The 17,664-nt window shown below is 60.5% G+C and carries 15 protein-coding genes; 9 read left to right on the top strand and 6 right to left on the bottom strand.

Going from position 1 to position 17,664, the window contains the following annotated elements; all coding sequences use genetic code 11:
• Positions 1-226: 226 nt before the first annotated feature.
• Positions 227-409, top strand: coding sequence for a hypothetical protein (locus tag DDD63_RS03125; RefSeq protein WP_108715143.1), 183 nt, complete (start codon positions 227-229; stop codon positions 407-409).
• A gap of 305 nt (positions 410-714) precedes the next feature.
• On the opposite strand, the gene DDD63_RS11965 is transcribed toward DDD63_RS03125, so the two are convergent.
• The 6 genes from DDD63_RS11965 to DDD63_RS12385 form a co-directional block, all read right to left on the bottom strand.
• Positions 715-1,362, bottom strand: a complete 648-nt coding sequence (locus tag DDD63_RS11965; protein WP_125482415.1) for a hypothetical protein — start codon at positions 1,360-1,362, stop codon at positions 715-717.
• Positions 1,363-2,324: 962 nt separating this feature from the next.
• Complete coding sequence (locus tag DDD63_RS03135; protein ID WP_108715145.1) at positions 2,325-3,083, bottom strand: hypothetical protein; 759 nt, start codon at positions 3,081-3,083, stop codon at positions 2,325-2,327.
• A complete protein-coding gene (locus tag DDD63_RS03140; RefSeq protein WP_164505436.1) occupies positions 3,080-4,300 on the bottom strand; it encodes an ATP-binding cassette domain-containing protein in 1,221 nt (406 codons plus the stop codon). Before DDD63_RS03140 ends, DDD63_RS03135 begins: the two co-directional genes overlap by 4 nt.
• A 264-nt stretch (positions 4,301-4,564) precedes the next feature.
• Positions 4,565-5,110, bottom strand: a complete 546-nt coding sequence (locus DDD63_RS03145) for a hypothetical protein (RefSeq protein WP_108715147.1) — start codon at positions 5,108-5,110, stop codon at positions 4,565-4,567.
• Positions 5,107-5,985 carry a hypothetical protein gene (locus tag DDD63_RS03150; RefSeq protein WP_108715148.1) on the bottom strand — a complete coding sequence of 293 codons (879 nt, stop codon included), beginning with the start codon at positions 5,983-5,985 and terminating at the stop codon, positions 5,107-5,109. The genes DDD63_RS03145 and DDD63_RS03150 overlap by 4 nt, the downstream gene beginning before the upstream one ends.
• Positions 5,986-6,153: 168 nt before the next feature.
• Entirely contained in the window at positions 6,154-6,318 is a 165-nt protein-coding gene (locus DDD63_RS12385; RefSeq protein WP_205647306.1) for a hypothetical protein, read from the bottom strand.
• 32 nt (positions 6,319-6,350) lie between these two features.
• Between DDD63_RS12385 and DDD63_RS11970 the strand changes: the two genes are divergently transcribed.
• The 8 genes from DDD63_RS11970 to DDD63_RS03190 all read left to right on the top strand — a co-directional run bounded on the left by DDD63_RS11970 (position 6,351) and on the right by DDD63_RS03190 (position 17,661).
• On the top strand, positions 6,351-6,551 hold the full coding sequence (locus DDD63_RS11970; RefSeq protein ID WP_125482416.1) for a hypothetical protein: 201 nt from the start codon (positions 6,351-6,353) through the stop codon (positions 6,549-6,551).
• Positions 6,552-6,843: 292 nt separating this feature from the next.
• A complete protein-coding gene (locus DDD63_RS03160) occupies positions 6,844-7,125 on the top strand; it encodes a DUF488 family protein (RefSeq protein WP_108715149.1) in 282 nt (93 codons plus the stop codon).
• A 275-nt stretch (positions 7,126-7,400) separates the two neighbouring features.
• Positions 7,401-9,164, top strand: a complete 1,764-nt coding sequence (locus DDD63_RS03165) for a M18 family aminopeptidase (RefSeq protein ID WP_205647307.1) — start codon at positions 7,401-7,403, stop codon at positions 9,162-9,164.
• Positions 9,157-10,929 (top strand): AMP-binding protein, encoded by a 1,773-nt coding sequence (locus DDD63_RS03170; protein WP_108715150.1) that lies wholly within the window; start codon positions 9,157-9,159, stop codon positions 10,927-10,929. Before DDD63_RS03165 ends, DDD63_RS03170 begins: the two co-directional genes overlap by 8 nt.
• Before the next feature lie 224 nt (positions 10,930-11,153).
• Positions 11,154-12,938, top strand: a complete 1,785-nt coding sequence (locus DDD63_RS03175; RefSeq protein WP_108715151.1) for an ABC transporter substrate-binding protein — start codon at positions 11,154-11,156, stop codon at positions 12,936-12,938.
• A 245-nt stretch (positions 12,939-13,183) separates the two neighbouring features.
• Positions 13,184-14,710, top strand: coding sequence for an ABC transporter permease (locus tag DDD63_RS03180; RefSeq protein WP_108715152.1), 1,527 nt, complete (start codon positions 13,184-13,186; stop codon positions 14,708-14,710).
• Positions 14,711-14,759: 49 nt separating this feature from the next.
• On the top strand, positions 14,760-15,743 hold the full coding sequence (locus tag DDD63_RS03185; protein ID WP_108715153.1) for an ABC transporter permease: 984 nt from the start codon (positions 14,760-14,762) through the stop codon (positions 15,741-15,743).
• A 1-nt stretch (position 15,744) separates the two neighbouring features.
• Positions 15,745-17,661: an ABC transporter ATP-binding protein gene (locus tag DDD63_RS03190; RefSeq protein WP_108715154.1), complete on the top strand. Its 1,917-nt coding sequence runs from the start codon at positions 15,745-15,747 to the stop codon at positions 17,659-17,661.
• Positions 17,662-17,664: the final 3 nt, after the last annotated feature.

The following is a 17,664-nucleotide window of genomic DNA, read 5'->3' on the forward strand; positions in this document are numbered from 1 at the left end:
GTTGCCGTGCGGGCGGTGGTGTATCGTTCGCGCGTGACGCTGCCATGCGTGACGGCAACACTATTGGCTTCCAGGCACCGCCGTGGAGATGACCTGAGCGGCAGCGCTTGCCACACGTCGTAAGCCGGAGGTGTCCAGTAAGTAGCTGGTCAACGGGAAGAGCCATCACTTCCGGCCACACGTGCGGGAAACTGCTGGGGCATGGCCAATACATCGGAGTGTATATATGTTCCTGTGCGAGGCGCTGTGCCGCTTGTTCGGCGTGCGGCATCTGAAGGGCAACGGTGTAGGCGCTGGCCGCGATGATGGCTTGGGCGGGGATGCTTGCGGCGCGCAGGTAATGAACAAGCATTGCGGCATGCCGGCGGCGTCGACTCATAATCTTGGCGATGTCCAGCGCGGCAAGTAGGTGCCGGGCCGCAGTGCTCATGGAGGTTGGGTCCCGGGCCGCGTCAACGGCTTCTTCGGCTTGCGGAGTGGGGGTACCGCGTAGTCCGGCGAGCTTCAGCGTGGTGACGCGATCATCTGGTGCAGGCGGAGTCGGCGCGGGCAGGGCAGTGGCGCCCCGGGCGGCATGGGCCCAGGCGCCGTCGGGAATCGGCAACCATTTGCGGAGGGAGAGAACACTGTAGGTGGCATAGTCTGGCGGCGGGGTGTCCGGCCCGGCATGAGTGATATCGGCGACGATGGCGCGGCCTCGTTCGGCCTGCGCGTTCAGGAGTGTTGCGAGTGCGGGGACGGGGTATCACCGCAGGTTGTGCCGAATAGAATCGCAGCGCCCGGGGTGCGTTCGGTTGCTCTATCGAGTGCGGCTGGATCCGGTAGTAGATCGGTGCCGACGGGCACGTGCTGGATGCTGATGCCTTCGAGTTGGAAGGGCTCGATCATGGTGAGGCAGTAGTACGCGGGTACCAAGATGCGGTTGATTCCACGGTCTCGCAGCGCTCTGGCGACGAGACTGAGCGCTTGTCGGCCGGAGGCGACGGCGCGTGTCGGCCACACGGGTGGTTGAGCGATGCCTGCTTCATTGGAAGAGGGGGTACGCGGCGGAGGTGCGGCGCCTGGTGAGGTGCGAACGTTGGGGCGGACTGCGGTGTGACTGTGAAATGTTCCAGGTGCGGGTGGGTTGATGGCGGGTGGGGTGGTGTGTGAGGGAGGTGCTGCGGGTGGGGTAGCGGCAACACCGAAGGGATTTGGGTCCTTGCGCGCTGGGGTAGGGCCTACGTCGGTTAAAGGTGTGGCGGGGGTTGATGCCGCGATAGTAGCGCTGCACAGGGAAGCGGTTGGTGGTATGTAGTGCCCGGGGAGGAAGTCCTCGCGGGGTGCCCAGGTAAAATCGCCGCCAATTTCCGCATTTGCCATTATGGCCAACTTACGAGTATCTGCACCTGATAGCGGTCGGGGTGGAACCTAGTGGCACGTCAGGCGGAGGTGTCGATGTGTATGGGGAGTTGGTGCGGGCTGGTGTGAACCCAGCAACCAACAGGGGAGGTGTTGATGCGTACGGGGAGCTGGAAAAGCCGCTCGGTGAGGGACGTAAACTTGTCGGCGCGAGTGAAAATCTGTTGGTGAGGAGGCGAGGTGCGGCGCGCTTTGCGAATACGCACTTATCGGGTGTGGGCGGACCTCTGTTGGCGATTTGGATGTGTCGTGTGTAGTGGCCAAAGACACCATAATGCGGAGCTTGGTGTGCCTCCGCAAAGGGGCGTGTCCAAATCCCGTCCAAACGATCAGAGTGGACTTCGTTCGGGCCACGAAAACCGCACCATTCCACCATTCCTAAAACTGAATCAATCCAGTTTTGCTCCGTTTGGACGGGATTTGGACATGCTCGCCCGAGAACAGGCAGCCAAACGCCACTCGGCGTGGTCTGGCTCACGGGATAAGGAGGGGTCCTGCAGCAACCAGAGCACTTGTGTGCACAGCAGTATGGTTCTGCATGGCGCGCGGTGTCCGCTGGGTGTGCCTGGGCTGGAGGTAGTATGGTTCTGCGCGGCGCGCCGACGCGCTCTGCGCCACCTGCGCTCCTGGGACTGTTGCAGCGGGCGCCTGGCCGAGCGAAGGCGTAGGCATCGCCGGTGGTATGGGTGGACGAGGCAAAGAGAGCGGTAAGAAGTATCGGGTTTGGCGAGAAGTGTCGGTTTTTTCGCGAAGTTTCTTGAAAAACCCGACACTTCTCGAGGCTCTGCGCGGTCTCGATAGTCGACGGAGCCTCGCAGGTTCGCGGGGCCCTGAAGGTCGACGGAGCCTCGCAGGTTCGCGGGGCCTCGCAGGTTCGCGGGGCCCAGCAGCTTCACCTGGTCGCGAAGACCTCGGCTTGGAGTTTACAACTCTCGCCGAGCGAAGGCATGTGCACCGATGGTAAGTGCGCAGCAAGCAACAAGTAACCCGGTTAGTGCGGGCACCGCCAACGCCGCAGTCCCGCCGCCGACGAGCGTATTCGGCGCTCCGATAAGCCCGAGCGGAGTGTACTTCGCCAGGGGTGCGAATCCACTCAACGCTGCGCAGAGCACGTAGCAGCCCAGGGCGCATCCGGTTGCGGCGCCGGGTGAGGACACCGCTGCGGACAGGCCACAGGTCAGTGCCAGGAATACAAGTGCAGTTACTACCCAGGCCGCGCTCGCCAAGAGGAGTTGGCGCAATGGAGCATCGGCAAAAGCAAGGCGAGTCAGGCTGTACAACAGTGCCACGCCACACATGCATCCGACGACGAGTACCACCGCCCGTGCGGCAAAGGCCGCTATCGGCTGGGCCGAACGGTCGGCTGGGCGCACGGCGAGTAGGCGAGCGCGGCCGGACGAGACGAGGCTCGCCGTCGACCCACCCGCCGAAACGATGACGGCGATCATAGCTAGCTGTGCCAGGTTCTTCGTCCACTGCGCGTAGGTCTCAGCCCAACTCGCAGCGGGAACGATTCCCGCGTAGGCGTCGCCCATAACGGCTTCGGTAAACTCGGGGCCGAAACGCCCAATGAGGATGGACATGACGGCTAGGGCGAGGAAAACGCCGAGCATGACGCGCCCGAGCCAGGTACGCCGTACAGCATTCAGCTCGGTGTGAAACAGGGCGGGGAATCCAATCATGGCTGCTCCGTCAGGTGAAGGAAGACGTCCTCGAGGGTGGGGGCCTCGGAACTGAGTGAATAAAGGGCGAGGTTTGCGGCCGTGATAAGCGCCGGTATGCGCTGCGCCGCTTCGCGCCAACACGAGTCACCGGTGCGCGAAGAGTACGGCCGCGACGAGCATGATGGTGACGAGTACGGCCGCGACGAGCATGATGGTGACGAGTCCGGCCGCGACGAGCATGATGGTGAAGAGCTCGGTTCCCGGTCGTACGGAGATGAGTCCTGTTGCCTTGCCTTGCGCGGGCCGACGTTCCCTGACCGCATACCGTATCCTGGCGAGTCACCTGATCGGGAATCGCGTGGCTCCAATGCGCTGGTCCGCCGATCGCCCGGATCCGAACCACTCGGTTCGGTGCCCTCGCGGCAAAGTGTGGCAGCGGAGTCGGCGTCGGCAATTCGGACGAGGACAGCCGTACCCTGCCGAATTGCGGACCGGCACCACGGTTCGGCGCGCAGCAGCGGCAGCAGTGCTTCCGGATCCGAGCACTCGATGCGCAGGCTGTGCCCGCCCACAGACGTCCGTAGTTCGGCCACGGACCCGGAGAACAATGCGCGTCCGGAACGAAGGACCAGCGCATGCGAGGCGACCTGGGCGACGTCGGACAAATCGTGAGAGGAGAGGATGATTGTCGCGTGCTCGCTCAGTCTCGCAATGAGCTCCAGGACGGCATGGCGGCCGGCCGGGTCGAGCGCGGAGGTAGGCTCGTCAAGTACCAGCAACTCGGGTGCTCCGATCAGTGCCTGCGCCAGGCCGAGCCGTTGACGCATGCCACGTGAGTAGCCGCGAATCGGGCGAGTCATGGCCTTCTCCAGGTCTGTCATTTCCAACAACGCCGGGATTCGCTTTGCTGCAGCGGCGGGGCGGACGCCGACCAGCCGCGCCACGGACTCCAGGTACTCGTATGCCGTCATCCACTCGGGGAATGCCGGGACATCCGGGAGATACCCAAGGGCGCTCCGGGCGGAGCGCGATCCGGGAGGGGAGCCTAGAATCTTCACGGTTCCCGCGTCGGCACGCGCCAGGCCGAGCAGAATTCGCAAAGCCGTCGTCTTACCCGCGCCGTTGGGGCCGAGCAGTGCAAACACTGAGCCCTTGGGTACCTGGAAGCTGACGCCGTCAAGCGCCTGCACGCGTCCGAAGGAGCGGGCAACATTGGAAAACTCTACATCTGTCACGGGTGCTCCTTCTCGCTGCCGCAGTGCGGAGATTCTGGTGTGTGCTCATCCTTGTATGGAGTGTTCATCGGGATCATTCATAGGTGTTGTTGAAGGGTGCGGTGACCACAGTGTTTTCGTGCTCTCAACGAGTAGAACTTGCCGCTTACGAGTAAAACTTGCCGCGAGTGGCATCGCTGGGCATGCGGCCATGGCCATTTCATGTTGCCTCGTCGAGGCGACGCCGGGCCGCGTGTCTCCTTGCGGCATGCAACCACGGCCTTGTCATAATGTTTCGTTGACATGGCGCTGGGACGTATGTGTCGCCGTGGAACCGTCGTCGTACTGTGTTGGACCGTCGTCGTACAGCGCGGAAACACCCGCCTCGACTTTTGTGGTTCTAGGGGTGTCGTGGCGGGAGGAGGCGCCCAGGCCTTTTTTGGCCGTGGCATCGTTCGCCAACTCCGCCGCCAGACGGGCGTGGCGTGAACGCATGATGAAGAAGATAATCGGCCCGACGAGTTCACCGAGGATAATAATGACCGCCCAGAGCAGACGTGTTCGGCGCGAAGGGTTGTCCTGCGATGCCGTATCTGGAGGAGTTTCGGCAGCATCCACGCGCGCATCCGCCTCACCGTTCCTGCGGCTTTGACCCCTGGGCATGCCGGTGTCCAACGACCGCGTGCGTCCGATTGGCGGTACTAGATAATCGGGCATGCGTACCAAGGTCACAAGGGCCACTACGGCCAGTGTCAGTTGCACCAAGGCCAAGCAGGCAATGAAGACCTTCACCGCGGTTGGCAGGGCGAAAAAGGCGTCCAGTCCGTTCATCGCACCTCTCCAGGAACTTGTGCCGAGTTGGCGTCCGTGACGTGCCGCAGTCCAGAGCGTGTGGCCAGAATGAGGAGAACCGGCTCGATGGCCAGGGAGGCGGCACTGGCGCCAAGGACCCAAAGTGGATGGATGCGTCCATCACGTGACTTCAGCGCAAATAGCGCCGAGCTGAGCAGTGAGGCGTTCAGCAGACTCCCCATAGATCCGCGGATTAGTGCATCGCGGATATCATCCCCCTCGCGGGCCGCCCAGATGGCGGTGCCGAAATTCGCTGCGCCGAGAAGGGCCGTGCCGAGTGTTGGATCAATGGTGCCACGAACCTTCCCCGTCAGAGAGATGTTCAGCGGGAGCCGCTTGCCTCGTCGTCGTGCGGTCAGTGTTGCGGCAACGGTTCCGGCTGCCAGCACGCTCGGGAAGAAGCGCACGATGCGGCGCATGTACTCGGGGATGGCTGCTAGGACCTCGTCGTCGACGTCGTCGGGGCGGAGCAGGCCAAGTTTCACGGCGACCGCGCCCATGTTCAGGTCAGCTCCGGCGCCGAACACTCGCTTGACGAACAGTCGTGGGGAGCTGGGATCCCACAGCCGGGCGCGCGCGTCGGCGTCGAACAGGCCGGAGAAGTTTAAATCGAGGTTCGGGTTTGCGCCGCTGCCTTCGTCGTCGGGATCAGCCTCTGCCCCGGGAGCGGCGACGGCGGCAAGTTGTTCGGCGAGCCGTGCGGGGGCACCTAGTGATTCAGGGGTGGTGCCGTCGCTCAGGAGCGATTCGATCTCGCGCAGGATGTCGGTGCGGCGCGGTTCCTCGATGCGCCGTTGTGTCAGCTCGTGATCGAGCTCTTGTAGGTACAACTGTCCGTTGAGGTTGTCAGGCATCGATACCTCCGAGTAAAGCGTTTAAGGCGGATGACATCGCCGTCCAAGCGGTGTGTTGGGCGGCGAGAGCATCGCGGCCGGTGGCGGTTAGTTGGTAGTACTTGCGCGGTGGTCCGACGGGGGACTCCTGCCATTTCGTGGCGAGAAGTCCGGCTTTGGCCAGCCGGGTCAGGATGGGGTAGACGGTTCCGGCCCCCGAGTCGAGCCCGGGTGGGCCGCCAATGCGGCGACGATTTGCCCGCCATAGGTGGGTTCTTTGTCCAGCAGGGCAAGGATTGCAAGTTCAAGCACGCCTTTGCGTAGCTGTGTGGCTTGCGTTGTTTGGCCTGCCATCGTTCCTCCTCTCTTGCACGTGGTCAGTGTTCGTGGAGAGTCCGCCTGTTTCTTCTCTGGCGGACTCTCTTTTGTTGATCAACCCGTCAACGTTGTTGATCGACCCGTCGATGTTCGTGATCAACATGTCAATGTCGTTGTTCGACCTGATCGAGCTGATCGGCCTGCCGGTGTTCGTGATCGACATATCGACGTTGTGTGGCTCATTGAATGCCTCCATCATAGATGTATAACCTAGTAGCGTGCAATACCAACTAGTAGGTATTGCAAGCTTTGCCACACGAGGAGCGGTTGGGACGTGGGTGGGGAGCGGTGGGCCGGAGCAGTCGGGCGTGTCTACGACCTGGCCGCCCGCGATGGCTGCGGGATGGCCGTGGCTGCAAGGGCGGGCCTCGGCTGGGGCACGGCAGTCTCTGATGCGTTGCCACGCGGCGATGAGAGCATCCGGGCCGGTCCAGGCAGGACAGCGCGCTGCAACACAGCCGCTGAGATCGGCAGGGTTCCGGGCGGGCGTACGCTGGGACTATGGCAGTCTTTCGCGTTCAACGTGTTTACGAGGACGTCGACCAGGCAGACGGCTATCGAGTGTTGGTTGACCGGATGTGGTCGCAGAAGCTCACTAAAGAAGCGGCACACATCGACGAGGGAGACCGCGATGTCGCCCCAGCAACGAACTTGGGTGTTGCCAGCACCGAACTACGGCGTTTGTTTGGCCACGATCCGGCGAGGATGCAAGAGTTCTCTGCGCGATATCGTCAAGAGTTGGAGGCAAGCGGTGCGGCTGCGGCGATCAGACTCTGTGTCTAAAACACCATATGAGTACCGAATTCGCGGTGTTGAGTGGGGCATGTGATAGGACTCTACGAACAGATGGCTTCCTAGACAATGCAACGAGGCCGACAGTCCAAATCGGAATCACGCACCCCACACCGAGCAGACACTTACATTCTCAAGCTCCCGACTAACTACGTGCCTGCCCGAAAAGCCGCGGACGAGGGGAAATGTTCAACGCTATTCAAGACTCAGTCAATTTTCGTTACATGGCTGGTTCGCGCACAGGGGAGGCGCTTAGACTTGTCCCTATGCGTAACCGAAAACAGCGCCTCGCGGCTGGTCCGCAGCTAGACCGCGACGCTTCAACCGCGAGCACGGATGCGCACAGCTCCGGCGTAGGTGGCTCCAAACAGGGCAGCTCGGCTCGACCTCGCGGTAACCCGGCGGATGGCCGCTCAGTTTCCGGCGGTTCTCGGCTAGGGAATCATTTTTTCCCGCAGGAGGCTCTGGGCTTCTTCGATGGCCACGTGGCAGGTCTCAATACGGACATCAACGACGCGGCGTACCGCGATGCGGACCGCAACGATGCGACAGTCATCGATAACGGCGGTATGGCAGATCGCAACAACACCCGCCCGGCAGGCCCTGGCGCCGTTCAGATGGAGAGCTTTGGCGACGACCAAGGTGTAAACGGCGACGCACGACTGGCACACGCACGCGACCTCGCCGAATTCATCTTGGCATCCCCGGTTTCGTATCACGCGGCGGAAGAGGGAGCCCGCCGCCTTGCAGCGGTCGGGTTCACACGCCAGGAGGAAACCGAGCCGTGGGATGCCACGCCCGGTGGGCATTATCTGGTTCGTGGCGGAGCCTTGTGTGCGTGGTGGGTGCCGGAGCAAGTGGGGCCCGGCAGTGCTTTCCGCATCGTCGGAGCCCATACGGATTCACCCGGTTTCAAACTTAAGCCTAACCCGAATTCTACTGCATACGGTTTCGCGCAGGTCGATGTTGAGACCTACGGCGGGCTGTTGCGCAACTCGTGGCTGAACCGTGAGTTGGGCATAGCCGGGCGAGTCACGACGTTGGACGGCGAGGTTCACCTTCTGCGCACCGATGCGTTGATGGTGATCCCGCAGCTGGCAATCCACTTGGACCGCGGTGCGAATGATGGTCTGACTCTTGATCCGCAGCGGCACCTTCGTCCTGTGTGGGCACTCGGCCAGTGCGACCTCTTCGAGGTGATTGCGCGCGCGGCCGGTGTTGAACCGGACCGGATCGCGGGCACCGACTTGTACGCATATGACACTCAGGCGCCGCAGATCATTTCGAATACCTTCCTGGCGTCCGGGCGGCAGGACAACCTGGTCTCGGTACATGCGGCCGTGGTGGCCTTGTGTGCTGCGGTGATCAGCGCGGGAGCCGCGGCTACACATAAGAAACGCCGATTCCGTCGCGGGGCGGCCACCAATGCGGCGACGAATGCGCAGAGGCCCGCGCAGCCGACCACGGGGGCAGACATGGCGGTCCCCCTTGCGCATGGCGATATTGCCGTCTTCGCGGCCTTCGACCATGAGGAAGTCGGTTCCGCCACCACAACGGGGGCGTCCGGTCCTTTGCTGGAGGCGGTGCTACGCCGCACAGCGCAAGCGTTCGGCGCCGACGAGGACGAGTACTATCGCATGCTTGCTCGTAGTAGCTGCGTGAGTTCTGACGTGGGGCACTCGATAAACCCGAACTACCCGGAGAAGCACGATCCAGACCATTATCCGCTGCTCGGACGCGGCCCGATCATTAAGGTTAACGCCGCGCAGCGTTACGCCTCGGATGCACTGGGTGAGTCATTGTGGCTGCGTGCCTGCCAGGCAGCGGGCCTGCCGACGCAGGAGTTCGTTTCCAACAATGCGGTTCCCTGTGGCAGTACCATCGGCCCACTCACGGCTACGCGTCTGGGGATCACCACCGTTGACGTCGGCATTCCACTCTTGTCCATGCATTCCGCCCGAGAGATATCCGGGGTTTATGATTCTTGGGCACTCGCCGAGATTCTGAAGGGGTACTGGACTATTGCGTAAACTTCCGATTTTCAACGCAGCGTTCACGCTGGACCGTGCCGCCTTCGACCACCCGGATCGAGTGTCGCTGACCTATGGTCAACAATCGTGGACAGTGGCTCAGGCGGCGACGGCCACTCGACGCCTTGCGCAACTTTTGGCGCAGGTGGGGGTGAGCGCTGGTGACCGCGTCATGCTGGTCTCTCACAACTCGCCGTATCATTTGTTCTTCCACATTGCTTGTGCGCGGCTTGGCGCGGTGCTGGTGCCGGTGTCCTTCCGCCTTACGCAGTTCGAGCTGCAGGCCTTGGTGGATTTCTGTTCGCCCCGCACAGTGATCTGCGAGCCGGAGGTAGCTGCCAGAGGGTCTTTCACCTCCACCGGAACGCTTATGCATTTCGTCATCGACGACGACGTCCAAGCCGGCCCGCTGACTCCCGGACTGGCGGTGGGATACCTCGGTCTAACAGCTGCTCTCATCGCTTTCGATGGTGAATTTATTGCAGATGGAGCCGACGACGGGCCCCTGGAACTGAACCAGCATGACTACCCGGAAGGCTTGGCGGATATTTTCTTCGTCGCCGGTACTGTCGGCCAACCACGTGGCACGGAACTGACCCACGAAAACCTGTGGTGGGGGTCGAGAAACTTCCGTGACGCCCTGGGCTACAACAACGACGACGTCGCACTAGTAGCGGCACCACTGTCGCATGTCAGTGGCTTTAACTGCGTGACACTCGATCTATTCGCCAGTGGCGGGCATGTGGTGATCACCCGTGACTTCGACCCCGCTGCCATACTACAGATGATCGAAGCGCACCGGGTGACTGTGTTCTTCGGTATGTCCACCATGTACTTGGCGCTGTCCGGGCACCCGGACTTTGCGACGCGTGACCTCAGTTCCTGGCGCCTGCCATTGGTGGGTGGCACGCATGTTCCGCCTCCGCTGTTAGGAAGGCTTGCCAGCAGGCACCTGCGCCCCCTGCCGGTGTGGGGACTACCTGAAACAGCCGCCGCGATCGCCTACCTACCATTTGAACACTGTGCCGAGTATCCGGGCGCGGTGGGCAGGCCTTTCCCGCATGTTGCGATGCGGATCGTTGATCCGCGCACCGGCGAGGACCTGCCAGAAGGACAGGTGGGTGTTGTCGACGTCCAGGGTCCGGCAGTGGCGGCCCGCTACTGGCATAACGATGCTGATAGCAGGGCTACCTTCCCCAACGGCTGGTTTCGCACCGGCGATTTGGGGCAGATGTCCGACGGCGTCGTCACCATAACCGGGCGCTATTCGGAGGTGATTTTCTCCGGCGGTGAGAGCGTGCTTCCCGCGGAGGTGGAAGATGTACTCATCCAGTACCCCGGCATCACCGAGGCGGTGGTGTGTGGTGTACCGGATGCAATCTGGGGTGAAAGCGTTGCCGCTGCTATTACGGTCGATAGCGGTAGTCCCCGGCCGGAGGTGTCCGACCTACTGGCTTTCGCCGACCAGGTTCTGGCGGGGTACAAGCTTCCCCGGCGCGTTATTGTGGTAGACACCATACCTGCCGGTGAGGAAGGTGTCGTGGATCGGGCGGCCGTGCGCGCCATGTTGCTTGATGTTCCTCCGCTGCAGTCGCTTGAACAAGCTGGGAGTACTGCGGGTATCGCGGCTGCGGACATCGCTGTAACGGCGTCTCCCGAGCCATTTGCCGCTACGCCGGGCGAGGAAGTTTCGCTGAATGATGATCTTACACTCAGAGATTCTCCCGCACACGAGAGCGGGACGACGTCGATGGAAAGGCAGTAATTCCCGGTGGCGCGCCGGTCTTTTGGTTTCCACAACAGGTGGCATATCCGCAGCGGTAGCTGTCCACATTAGTTCCATATTCCGAGATATCAAGAATCACGGTATATGATCGGGAGACCGCGTACGGGCTGGAGCACTAGGCCCGGATGCTGGGGAGCCGGAGTTCGGACGCCTGCCGACTGTTCTTCGCCAAGCTCCCCCTAGTATGGATAGAAGGGGATTCCATGAAGAGAATCTACTCACTGGTGGCTCTAGGCGCCGCGGCCACGCTCGCGTTGAGTGCCTGCAGCTCCAGCAATGACAACAATGGTGGCAAGAAGGCAACCGTGGACAGCGGCTCGGCCAGCACTGTCGCCTTTACGACCGGCGCCGATGAATACGCCGGCTACAACAACCGGCTTTCGTCCACGTACTCCACTGGCAACTCGGCCATCAACGACCGGATGATGCCCGGCTTCGGATACTTTGATTCCAAGGGCAATTGGGTACACGGCACTGACCTCGGTGACTACGAGATGCTCTCCGAAGATCCGTTGACCGTCAAGTACACGATTAACGAGAAGGCCGTATACCAGGGTGGCACACCGATTACCTGTGAAGACTACTACATGGACTGGGTGAGTCAGAACCCGAAGTGGATTCAGGACGGCCAAGTTGCCGCTGGCAATGTAGACGATGCGGGTAATGCGGAGTCGCTGTTCAATAATGTTTCGGATGCTGAGTCCTACGCCAATCCGGTCGCTGACGGTCCGCAGTGCGAGGCCGGTGACCGCGAGTTCACCATCACATACTCCGAGCCGAACCCGGATTGGGAACTGGTGGTCAGCGGTGCAATGCCTTCCCACGTCATCGCCGATAAGGTCGGTCTGACGAAGGAAGAGCTTTTCGAGGCCTTCAAGAATGAGGATTTCGAGGTCGCCCAGCAGGCCGCTGAGGAATGGAATAACTGGATCGCCAAGAACCCGGGTGAGCTGCAGTCCAGTGATGAAGCTCCGTCATGGGGCCCTTTCACCTACAAGGAAGGCGGCTGGAAGGCCGGCGAATACGTGACCCTCGTTCCGAACCCCGACTGGTGGGGAGAAGCACCTGGTGTTGACGAACTAGTGATTAAGCAGATTGCGCCCGAAGGTCAGCTGCAGGCGCTGCAAAACGGCGACGTGAACGTCATTGAGCCGCAGGCAACGCAGGATACGCTGGATCAGCTCAACGCCATGGACAACGTCACCGTGCTTGAGGGGTCCACCATGATCTGGGAGCATCTTGATTTCAACTTCGCCGATACCTCGGTATTCTCCGAGGGGCAAGGCGGCCAGGCGCTGCGTGAGGCATTCGCATACTGCGTGCCGCGCCAGGACATCGTTGATCAGTTGATCAAACCGCTGAACAGTGATGCCGTTGTGATGAATGCCCGCGAGTACTTCCCGACCGACGACGACTATGACGAGGTCGTGGAGACTTCTTATGACGGCCGTTACGACACGGTCGATATCGACAAGGCGAAGGAGAAGGTTGCCGAGTCCGGTGTTTCCAACCCGACGGTGCGCATTGGCTACTCCAGCCCGAATCAGCGTCGTAGCGACACGGTGGATCTCATCCGCTCCTCCTGCGAGGAAGCAGGATTCACAATCGAGGATGCTGGGTCGAGCACCTTCTTTGACGCCGGCGGTGAACTCGATCAGGGAGCATACGATGTGGCTCTCTTCGCGTGGAGCGGCTCCGGTCAGGTTGTTTCCGGTGCGAATATTCAGATGACGACCGGAGGGCAGAATTTCGGAGGTTACTCCAACGCCACCGTGGACGAGGAGTGGGGCAAGGTCCTGACCTCTGTCGACCCTGAGGTGTGGCTGTCTTCCAAGAAGATCATCGAGAAAGAAGAGTGGGATACCCTCTTCAATATCCCGTTGTATCAGCATCCTGGCATCGTTGGGCATACCAATGGACTGAAGAACGTTGAGCGTAACGTGACGCAGTCGGGTGTCGTATGGAACGCGGAGAAGTGGACCTGGTAGTAGTACCAGTTGGGTTAACAACAGATCTGTGACCGCACAGTGGCGGGACAGGCTATGCGTCTGTCTCGCCACTGTGATCTCCGTCAAGCATCTCCCGCCAATACGCCTCGCACGCAGATCAAGCGTGTAAAGTTAGGTCGCTTACGACGGTCGGTCACGATCTGCCCGGCGTAAGGGCCATTTGGGATACTGACTGATTGGTCAACACGTGTGCTGCCGGGCGCGTGAGGAAAGAAGTTCGTCTAGTGTTTAGATTCATTGCCAAACGGGTGGGGATCTCCGTTGTCATCCTTTTCCTGGCATCGGTGCTTATGTTCGTCCTGACGATTAATTCGGGCGACCCACTCGCTGATCTGCGCGAGTCCAGCGCGAAGAACCGCGAGAACCTTATGGCACAGCGTGCGGCCATTATGCATCTCAACGATCCCTGGTACGTGCGTTACTGGAATTGGTTGCGCGGAGTTAGCGGATGTTTGCGTGGCTCCTGTGATTTCGGTGTGAACCGCTCGGGGCAGAGCGTCAACACCTTGCTCGGCCATGCCTTGGGTTCCACAATTCGATTGGTTCTTCTCGCTACGATTTTGGCGATTATTCTTGGCATCTTCTTCGGCGTGATGACAGCAGTTCGCCAGTACTCGGGCACCGACTACACGATCACCTTCCTCGCCTTTGTCTTCTACTCTCTGCCATCCTTTGTTTTCGCGGTGCTCCTGAAGGAGTATGGCGCAATTCGCTTTAACAACTGGCTGAGCGATCCGACGATTTCGCTGCTCACATCGATAATCGTCGCCCTACTTTTCGCGGCGTTTACACAGGGCCTATTTGCGGGAGATTCCAAACGTCGCATGCTCACCTTTGGGGTATCTTTCGCGCTGGTACTCGGCATTATGCAGTACGTCTCGATGACGCGCTGGTTCAACAACCCCACGTCGGGATATGTCATTGAAGTCATCGTTGGTATCGCTGGCGCGGTAATGTTCACTTCGCTGTTTACCGGCCTTGCGAACCGTCGGGCACTGCTATCGGCTCTTGGAACGGCGGCGGTTATGATCGCTATCGCGGTGGCGCTGCAAGGGCAGTTGTGGGATCCGACATGGGGCTTCATGTTCATCCTCCTCGCTGTCGGCGTTGCCATTGCTGTGGTCATCGGACTGGTGTTTGGCGGCTACGCGAAGCGTTCGGTTGTCTGGGCGTGTATCTGGACTGCGGTTAGTGTTCTCGTAGGTATAATCATCGATTTCATGGCACGTTACTGGCCGGACTACGTCAGCCTGGTCGGTGGACGACCGGTTTCAACCATTGGTTCAGAAACTCCGAACTTTGCCGGATCTCAGTACTTCTGGTACAGCGTTCTTGACAATGCGACGCATCTGATGTTGCCGACGATTTCCTTGACCCTGATGTCGGTTGCCGCGTACACGCGTTACACTCGCTCTTCCATGCTGGAGGTGCTTGAGCAGGATTACGTGCGTACCGCACGCTCCAAAGGGCTTCCCGAACGCATGGTCATAACCCGGCATGCTTTCCGAAATGCCATGATTCCAATCACGACAATTGTGGCATTCGATTTCGCCGGCCTTATAGGTGGTGCAGTTATCACCGAGAACGTCTTTGGTTGGAAAGGGATGGGCCAACTCTTCGCCGTGGGTTTGCGGCAGATTGACCCGGCCCCGGTCATGGCATTCTTCGCTGTGACTGCCACTGCGGCAGTTGTCATGAATATGCTCGCTGATATTGCGTACGCGTACATCGATCCACGGATTAGGCGGTGAGCTTGATGATTTACACACCCCAGTCCGTTTCGATTCTTAGGAGGTGCGCATGAGTGAGCATGACTCGGCGTCGGTTACAAACGAGAAGCTTTTTGACGCCGTTGAGATTGATGATGAAGTACTCGATCAGACAACCGACAAGTCGTACTCTCAGGGACAGCTCGTACGTCGACGTTTCTTCCATCATCGCGCCGCGATGATCTCGCTGATTCTCTTCGTACTTGCTGTACTTCTAGCCTTCACCTCTATCGGGATTGGTCCGATTCCCGGCTGGTGGAAGTACGGCTATCGGCAGACTTCGCCAACCATTAACGGCGGTGCACCGACTATCGGCTGGTTCCACCTGGGAGAACACCCCTTCGGGCAGGACAATGTCGGTAAGGACTATTTCGCGCTTGTTATGCGCGGTACGCAGATCTCCATCATCATCGCTTTTGTGGTGGGAATCGTCGGTACTCTTGTCGGCACAGTCATCGGGGCTTTGGCCGGCTACTTCCGGGGCTGGCTGGAGAGTATCCTGATGCGCCTGACCGACTTGTTCATTGTTATCCCGCTGCTTGTGCTCGCCGCGGTCGTAGGGCAAATCACCGGTAGCCACGGCGTGATGGTGATGGCCGTGATGTTGGGACTGCTCTCGTGGACAAGTCTGGCTCGCCTTGTTCGCGGTGAGGTGATGTCGTTGCGTGAGCGGGAGTTCGTTTCTGCCGCGCACGCACTGGGGGCTTCCGCGCCACGTATTATCTTGCGGCATATCCTCCCAAACTGCCTGGGAACGATCATTGTGAGCGCGACACTGTCCATCGCTTCAGCGGTTCTGCTGGAGACATCGCTGTCCTATCTCGGTTTCGGTGTGAGGGCGCCTGATACATCGTTGGGCTTGCTCATTTCCACCTATCAGACAACGTTCTCCACCCGTCCGTGGCTCTTCTTCGCCCCGGCAGCCATGATTCTGCTTATTGCCCTCACCGTGAATTTCATCGGTGACGGCCTGCGTGACGCTTTCGACCCGCGCCAGAAGGGAAAGGTTGGCTGAGATGACCAACTCGAATACTGAAGACTCGCACGAGGTGGAAGAGACTCGCGGTGAACAGGACGCCACGGGGAACGCGGCGGATGCGGCTCCAGCAGCAGATTCGCCAGCTGAACCGGAGGGCGCTGGTGCGGAGCCTGCCGCGGCAAATGCCTCGTCCGAGGAGAACAAAGGCACTGCGACGCAGGCGAACGGCCGAGAGAACGCCTTTGTCAAGGTGCATGCTCGCTCCGAGGAGCCGATTCTTTCCTTCGACGAACTCGATGTCCAGTTCAAGACAGAGTTCGGCCGCGTGCATGCTGTGCGCGGAGTGAGCCTCGAGGTACATCCGCACGAAGTTGTTGCCCTGGTCGGTGAATCGGGTTCGGGCAAGTCGGTGACGTCGACGACGGCGCTCGGGCTTCTGCCGCGCAACGCCACGATTACCGGTGAGATCGTCGTCGCCGGTCGGGAAGTGCAGGGCATGTCTTCGCGTGGCCTGCGCAATCTGCGGGGACGGAACGTCGCGATGGTGTTTCAGGAGCCAATGACGGCTCTGAACCCCGTGTTGACCATCGGGCGGCAGATGACCGAATCCATGGAGATCCACGGGTTGGCCTTCGGCAAGGAGGCGCGCGAGAGGGCGATCGAACTCCTGAAGATGGTCGGCATTGACGACGCCGAGGCGCGCATGAGCCAGTATCCGCACGAGCTCTCGGGTGGTCAGCGACAGCGCGTCGTTATCGCGATTGCGATCTCCTGCAATCCCGAGGTGATTATTGCCGACGAGCCCACGACCGCACTCGATGTGACGGTTCAGGCGGAGATCCTCGATCTTCTTCGGTCCTTGAAAGACAAACTCAATGCGGGCATTTTGCTCATTACCCATTCGATGGGCGTCGTCGCGGATATGGCAGACACGGTCCATGTGATGTTCCGCGGCAACATCGTAGAGTCGGGTTCGGTTGATGATGTACTCAATCATCCGCAGCATCCTTATACAAAGCGATTGTTGGAGGCGGTTCCGCACTTGGGTGCGGGGCGCGAACAGTTTGGTTTCAGCGAGGAGAAGGAAGCGGAGCTGAACCTTGAAAACAAGGTTCTGGAGGCCACGGATCTCGTCATTGAGTACGAGCGCAATGGCAAGGCTCCGTTCCGCGCGGTTAATGGCGTCTCGCTAGATATCGCGGAGAAGGAAATCGTCGGCCTCGTCGGCGAGTCGGGTTCCGGGAAGTCAACGATTGGCAAGTGCGTCCTAGGTTTGATTCCAGCGGCTGCCGGTGAGATCAAGATCTTTGGTGAGGATCTGCTCTCGTTGTCGAAGAAGGATGCACGTGCCGCGCGAGCGCGGATCGGCGTTGTATTCCAGGACCCTGCGGCCTCGTTGAATCCGCGTTTCCCCATCGGAGACTGCATTGCAGAGCCGCTCGTTGTACACGGAGTAGGCAACAGTGCTTCCCGGCAAGAACGCGTGTATGAATTGCTCGATGCCGTTCGTCTGCCGAAGTCCACGTACAACCGCTTCCCGCACGAGCTTTCCGGCGGCCAGCGCCAGCGTGTCTGTATTGCGCGCGCTTTGGCCTTGTCGCCGAGCCTGCTGATCGCGGACGAACCCACATCTGCGCTGGACGTGTCCGTGCAGGCGCAGGTACTGACCATGCTCTCGGAGTTGCAGGATGAATTCGGGTTCGCCTGCTTGTTCATCTCGCATGACCTTGCGGTAATCGATATGCTCGCGCACCGCGTGGTCGTGCTGCAGAACGGTGAGGTCGTGGAGCGTGGACTGCGCACCGAGGTGCTGCACAACCCGCAGGAGGAGTACACGCAGCAGCTGCTGGCGGCCGCGCCGGTTCCTGAGCCGCATGAGCAACGTCGTCGCCGTGAGGCTCGTCATCAACTGCTGGAGTCGCTGGGCGAAGAGGTCTCCGAACTGCGTATCTAGGCA

This window comes from Actinobaculum sp. 313 (assembly GCF_003073475.1).
In the GTDB taxonomy this organism is placed as follows: Bacteria; Actinomycetota; Actinomycetes; order Actinomycetales; family Actinomycetaceae; genus Asp313.

Bases quoted from the DNA above. Each gene is read 5' to 3' on its own strand.
- DDD63_RS11965 (WP_125482415.1), bottom strand. From the start codon at position 1,362: ATGGCAAATGCGGAAATTGGCGGCGATTTTACCTGGGCACCCCGCGAG.
- DDD63_RS03165 (WP_205647307.1), top strand. From the start codon at position 7,401: ATGCGTAACCGAAAACAGCGCCTCGCGGCTGGTCCGCAGCTAGACCGC.
- DDD63_RS12385 (WP_205647306.1), bottom strand. From the start codon at position 6,318: ATGGCAGGCCAAACAACGCAAGCCACACAGCTACGCAAAGGCGTGCTT.
- DDD63_RS03150 (WP_108715148.1), bottom strand. From the start codon at position 5,985: ATGCCTGACAACCTCAACGGACAGTTGTACCTACAAGAGCTCGATCAC.
- DDD63_RS03135 (WP_108715145.1), bottom strand. From the start codon at position 3,083: ATGATTGGATTCCCCGCCCTGTTTCACACCGAGCTGAATGCTGTACGG.
- DDD63_RS03125 (WP_108715143.1), top strand. From the start codon at position 227: ATGTTCCTGTGCGAGGCGCTGTGCCGCTTGTTCGGCGTGCGGCATCTG.
- DDD63_RS03185 (WP_108715153.1), top strand. From the start codon at position 14,760: ATGAGTGAGCATGACTCGGCGTCGGTTACAAACGAGAAGCTTTTTGAC.
- DDD63_RS03160 (WP_108715149.1), top strand. From the start codon at position 6,844: ATGGCAGTCTTTCGCGTTCAACGTGTTTACGAGGACGTCGACCAGGCA.
- DDD63_RS03190 (WP_108715154.1), top strand. From the start codon at position 15,745: ATGACCAACTCGAATACTGAAGACTCGCACGAGGTGGAAGAGACTCGC.
- DDD63_RS03175 (WP_108715151.1), top strand. From the start codon at position 11,154: ATGAAGAGAATCTACTCACTGGTGGCTCTAGGCGCCGCGGCCACGCTC.
- DDD63_RS03145 (WP_108715147.1), bottom strand. From the start codon at position 5,110: ATGAACGGACTGGACGCCTTTTTCGCCCTGCCAACCGCGGTGAAGGTC.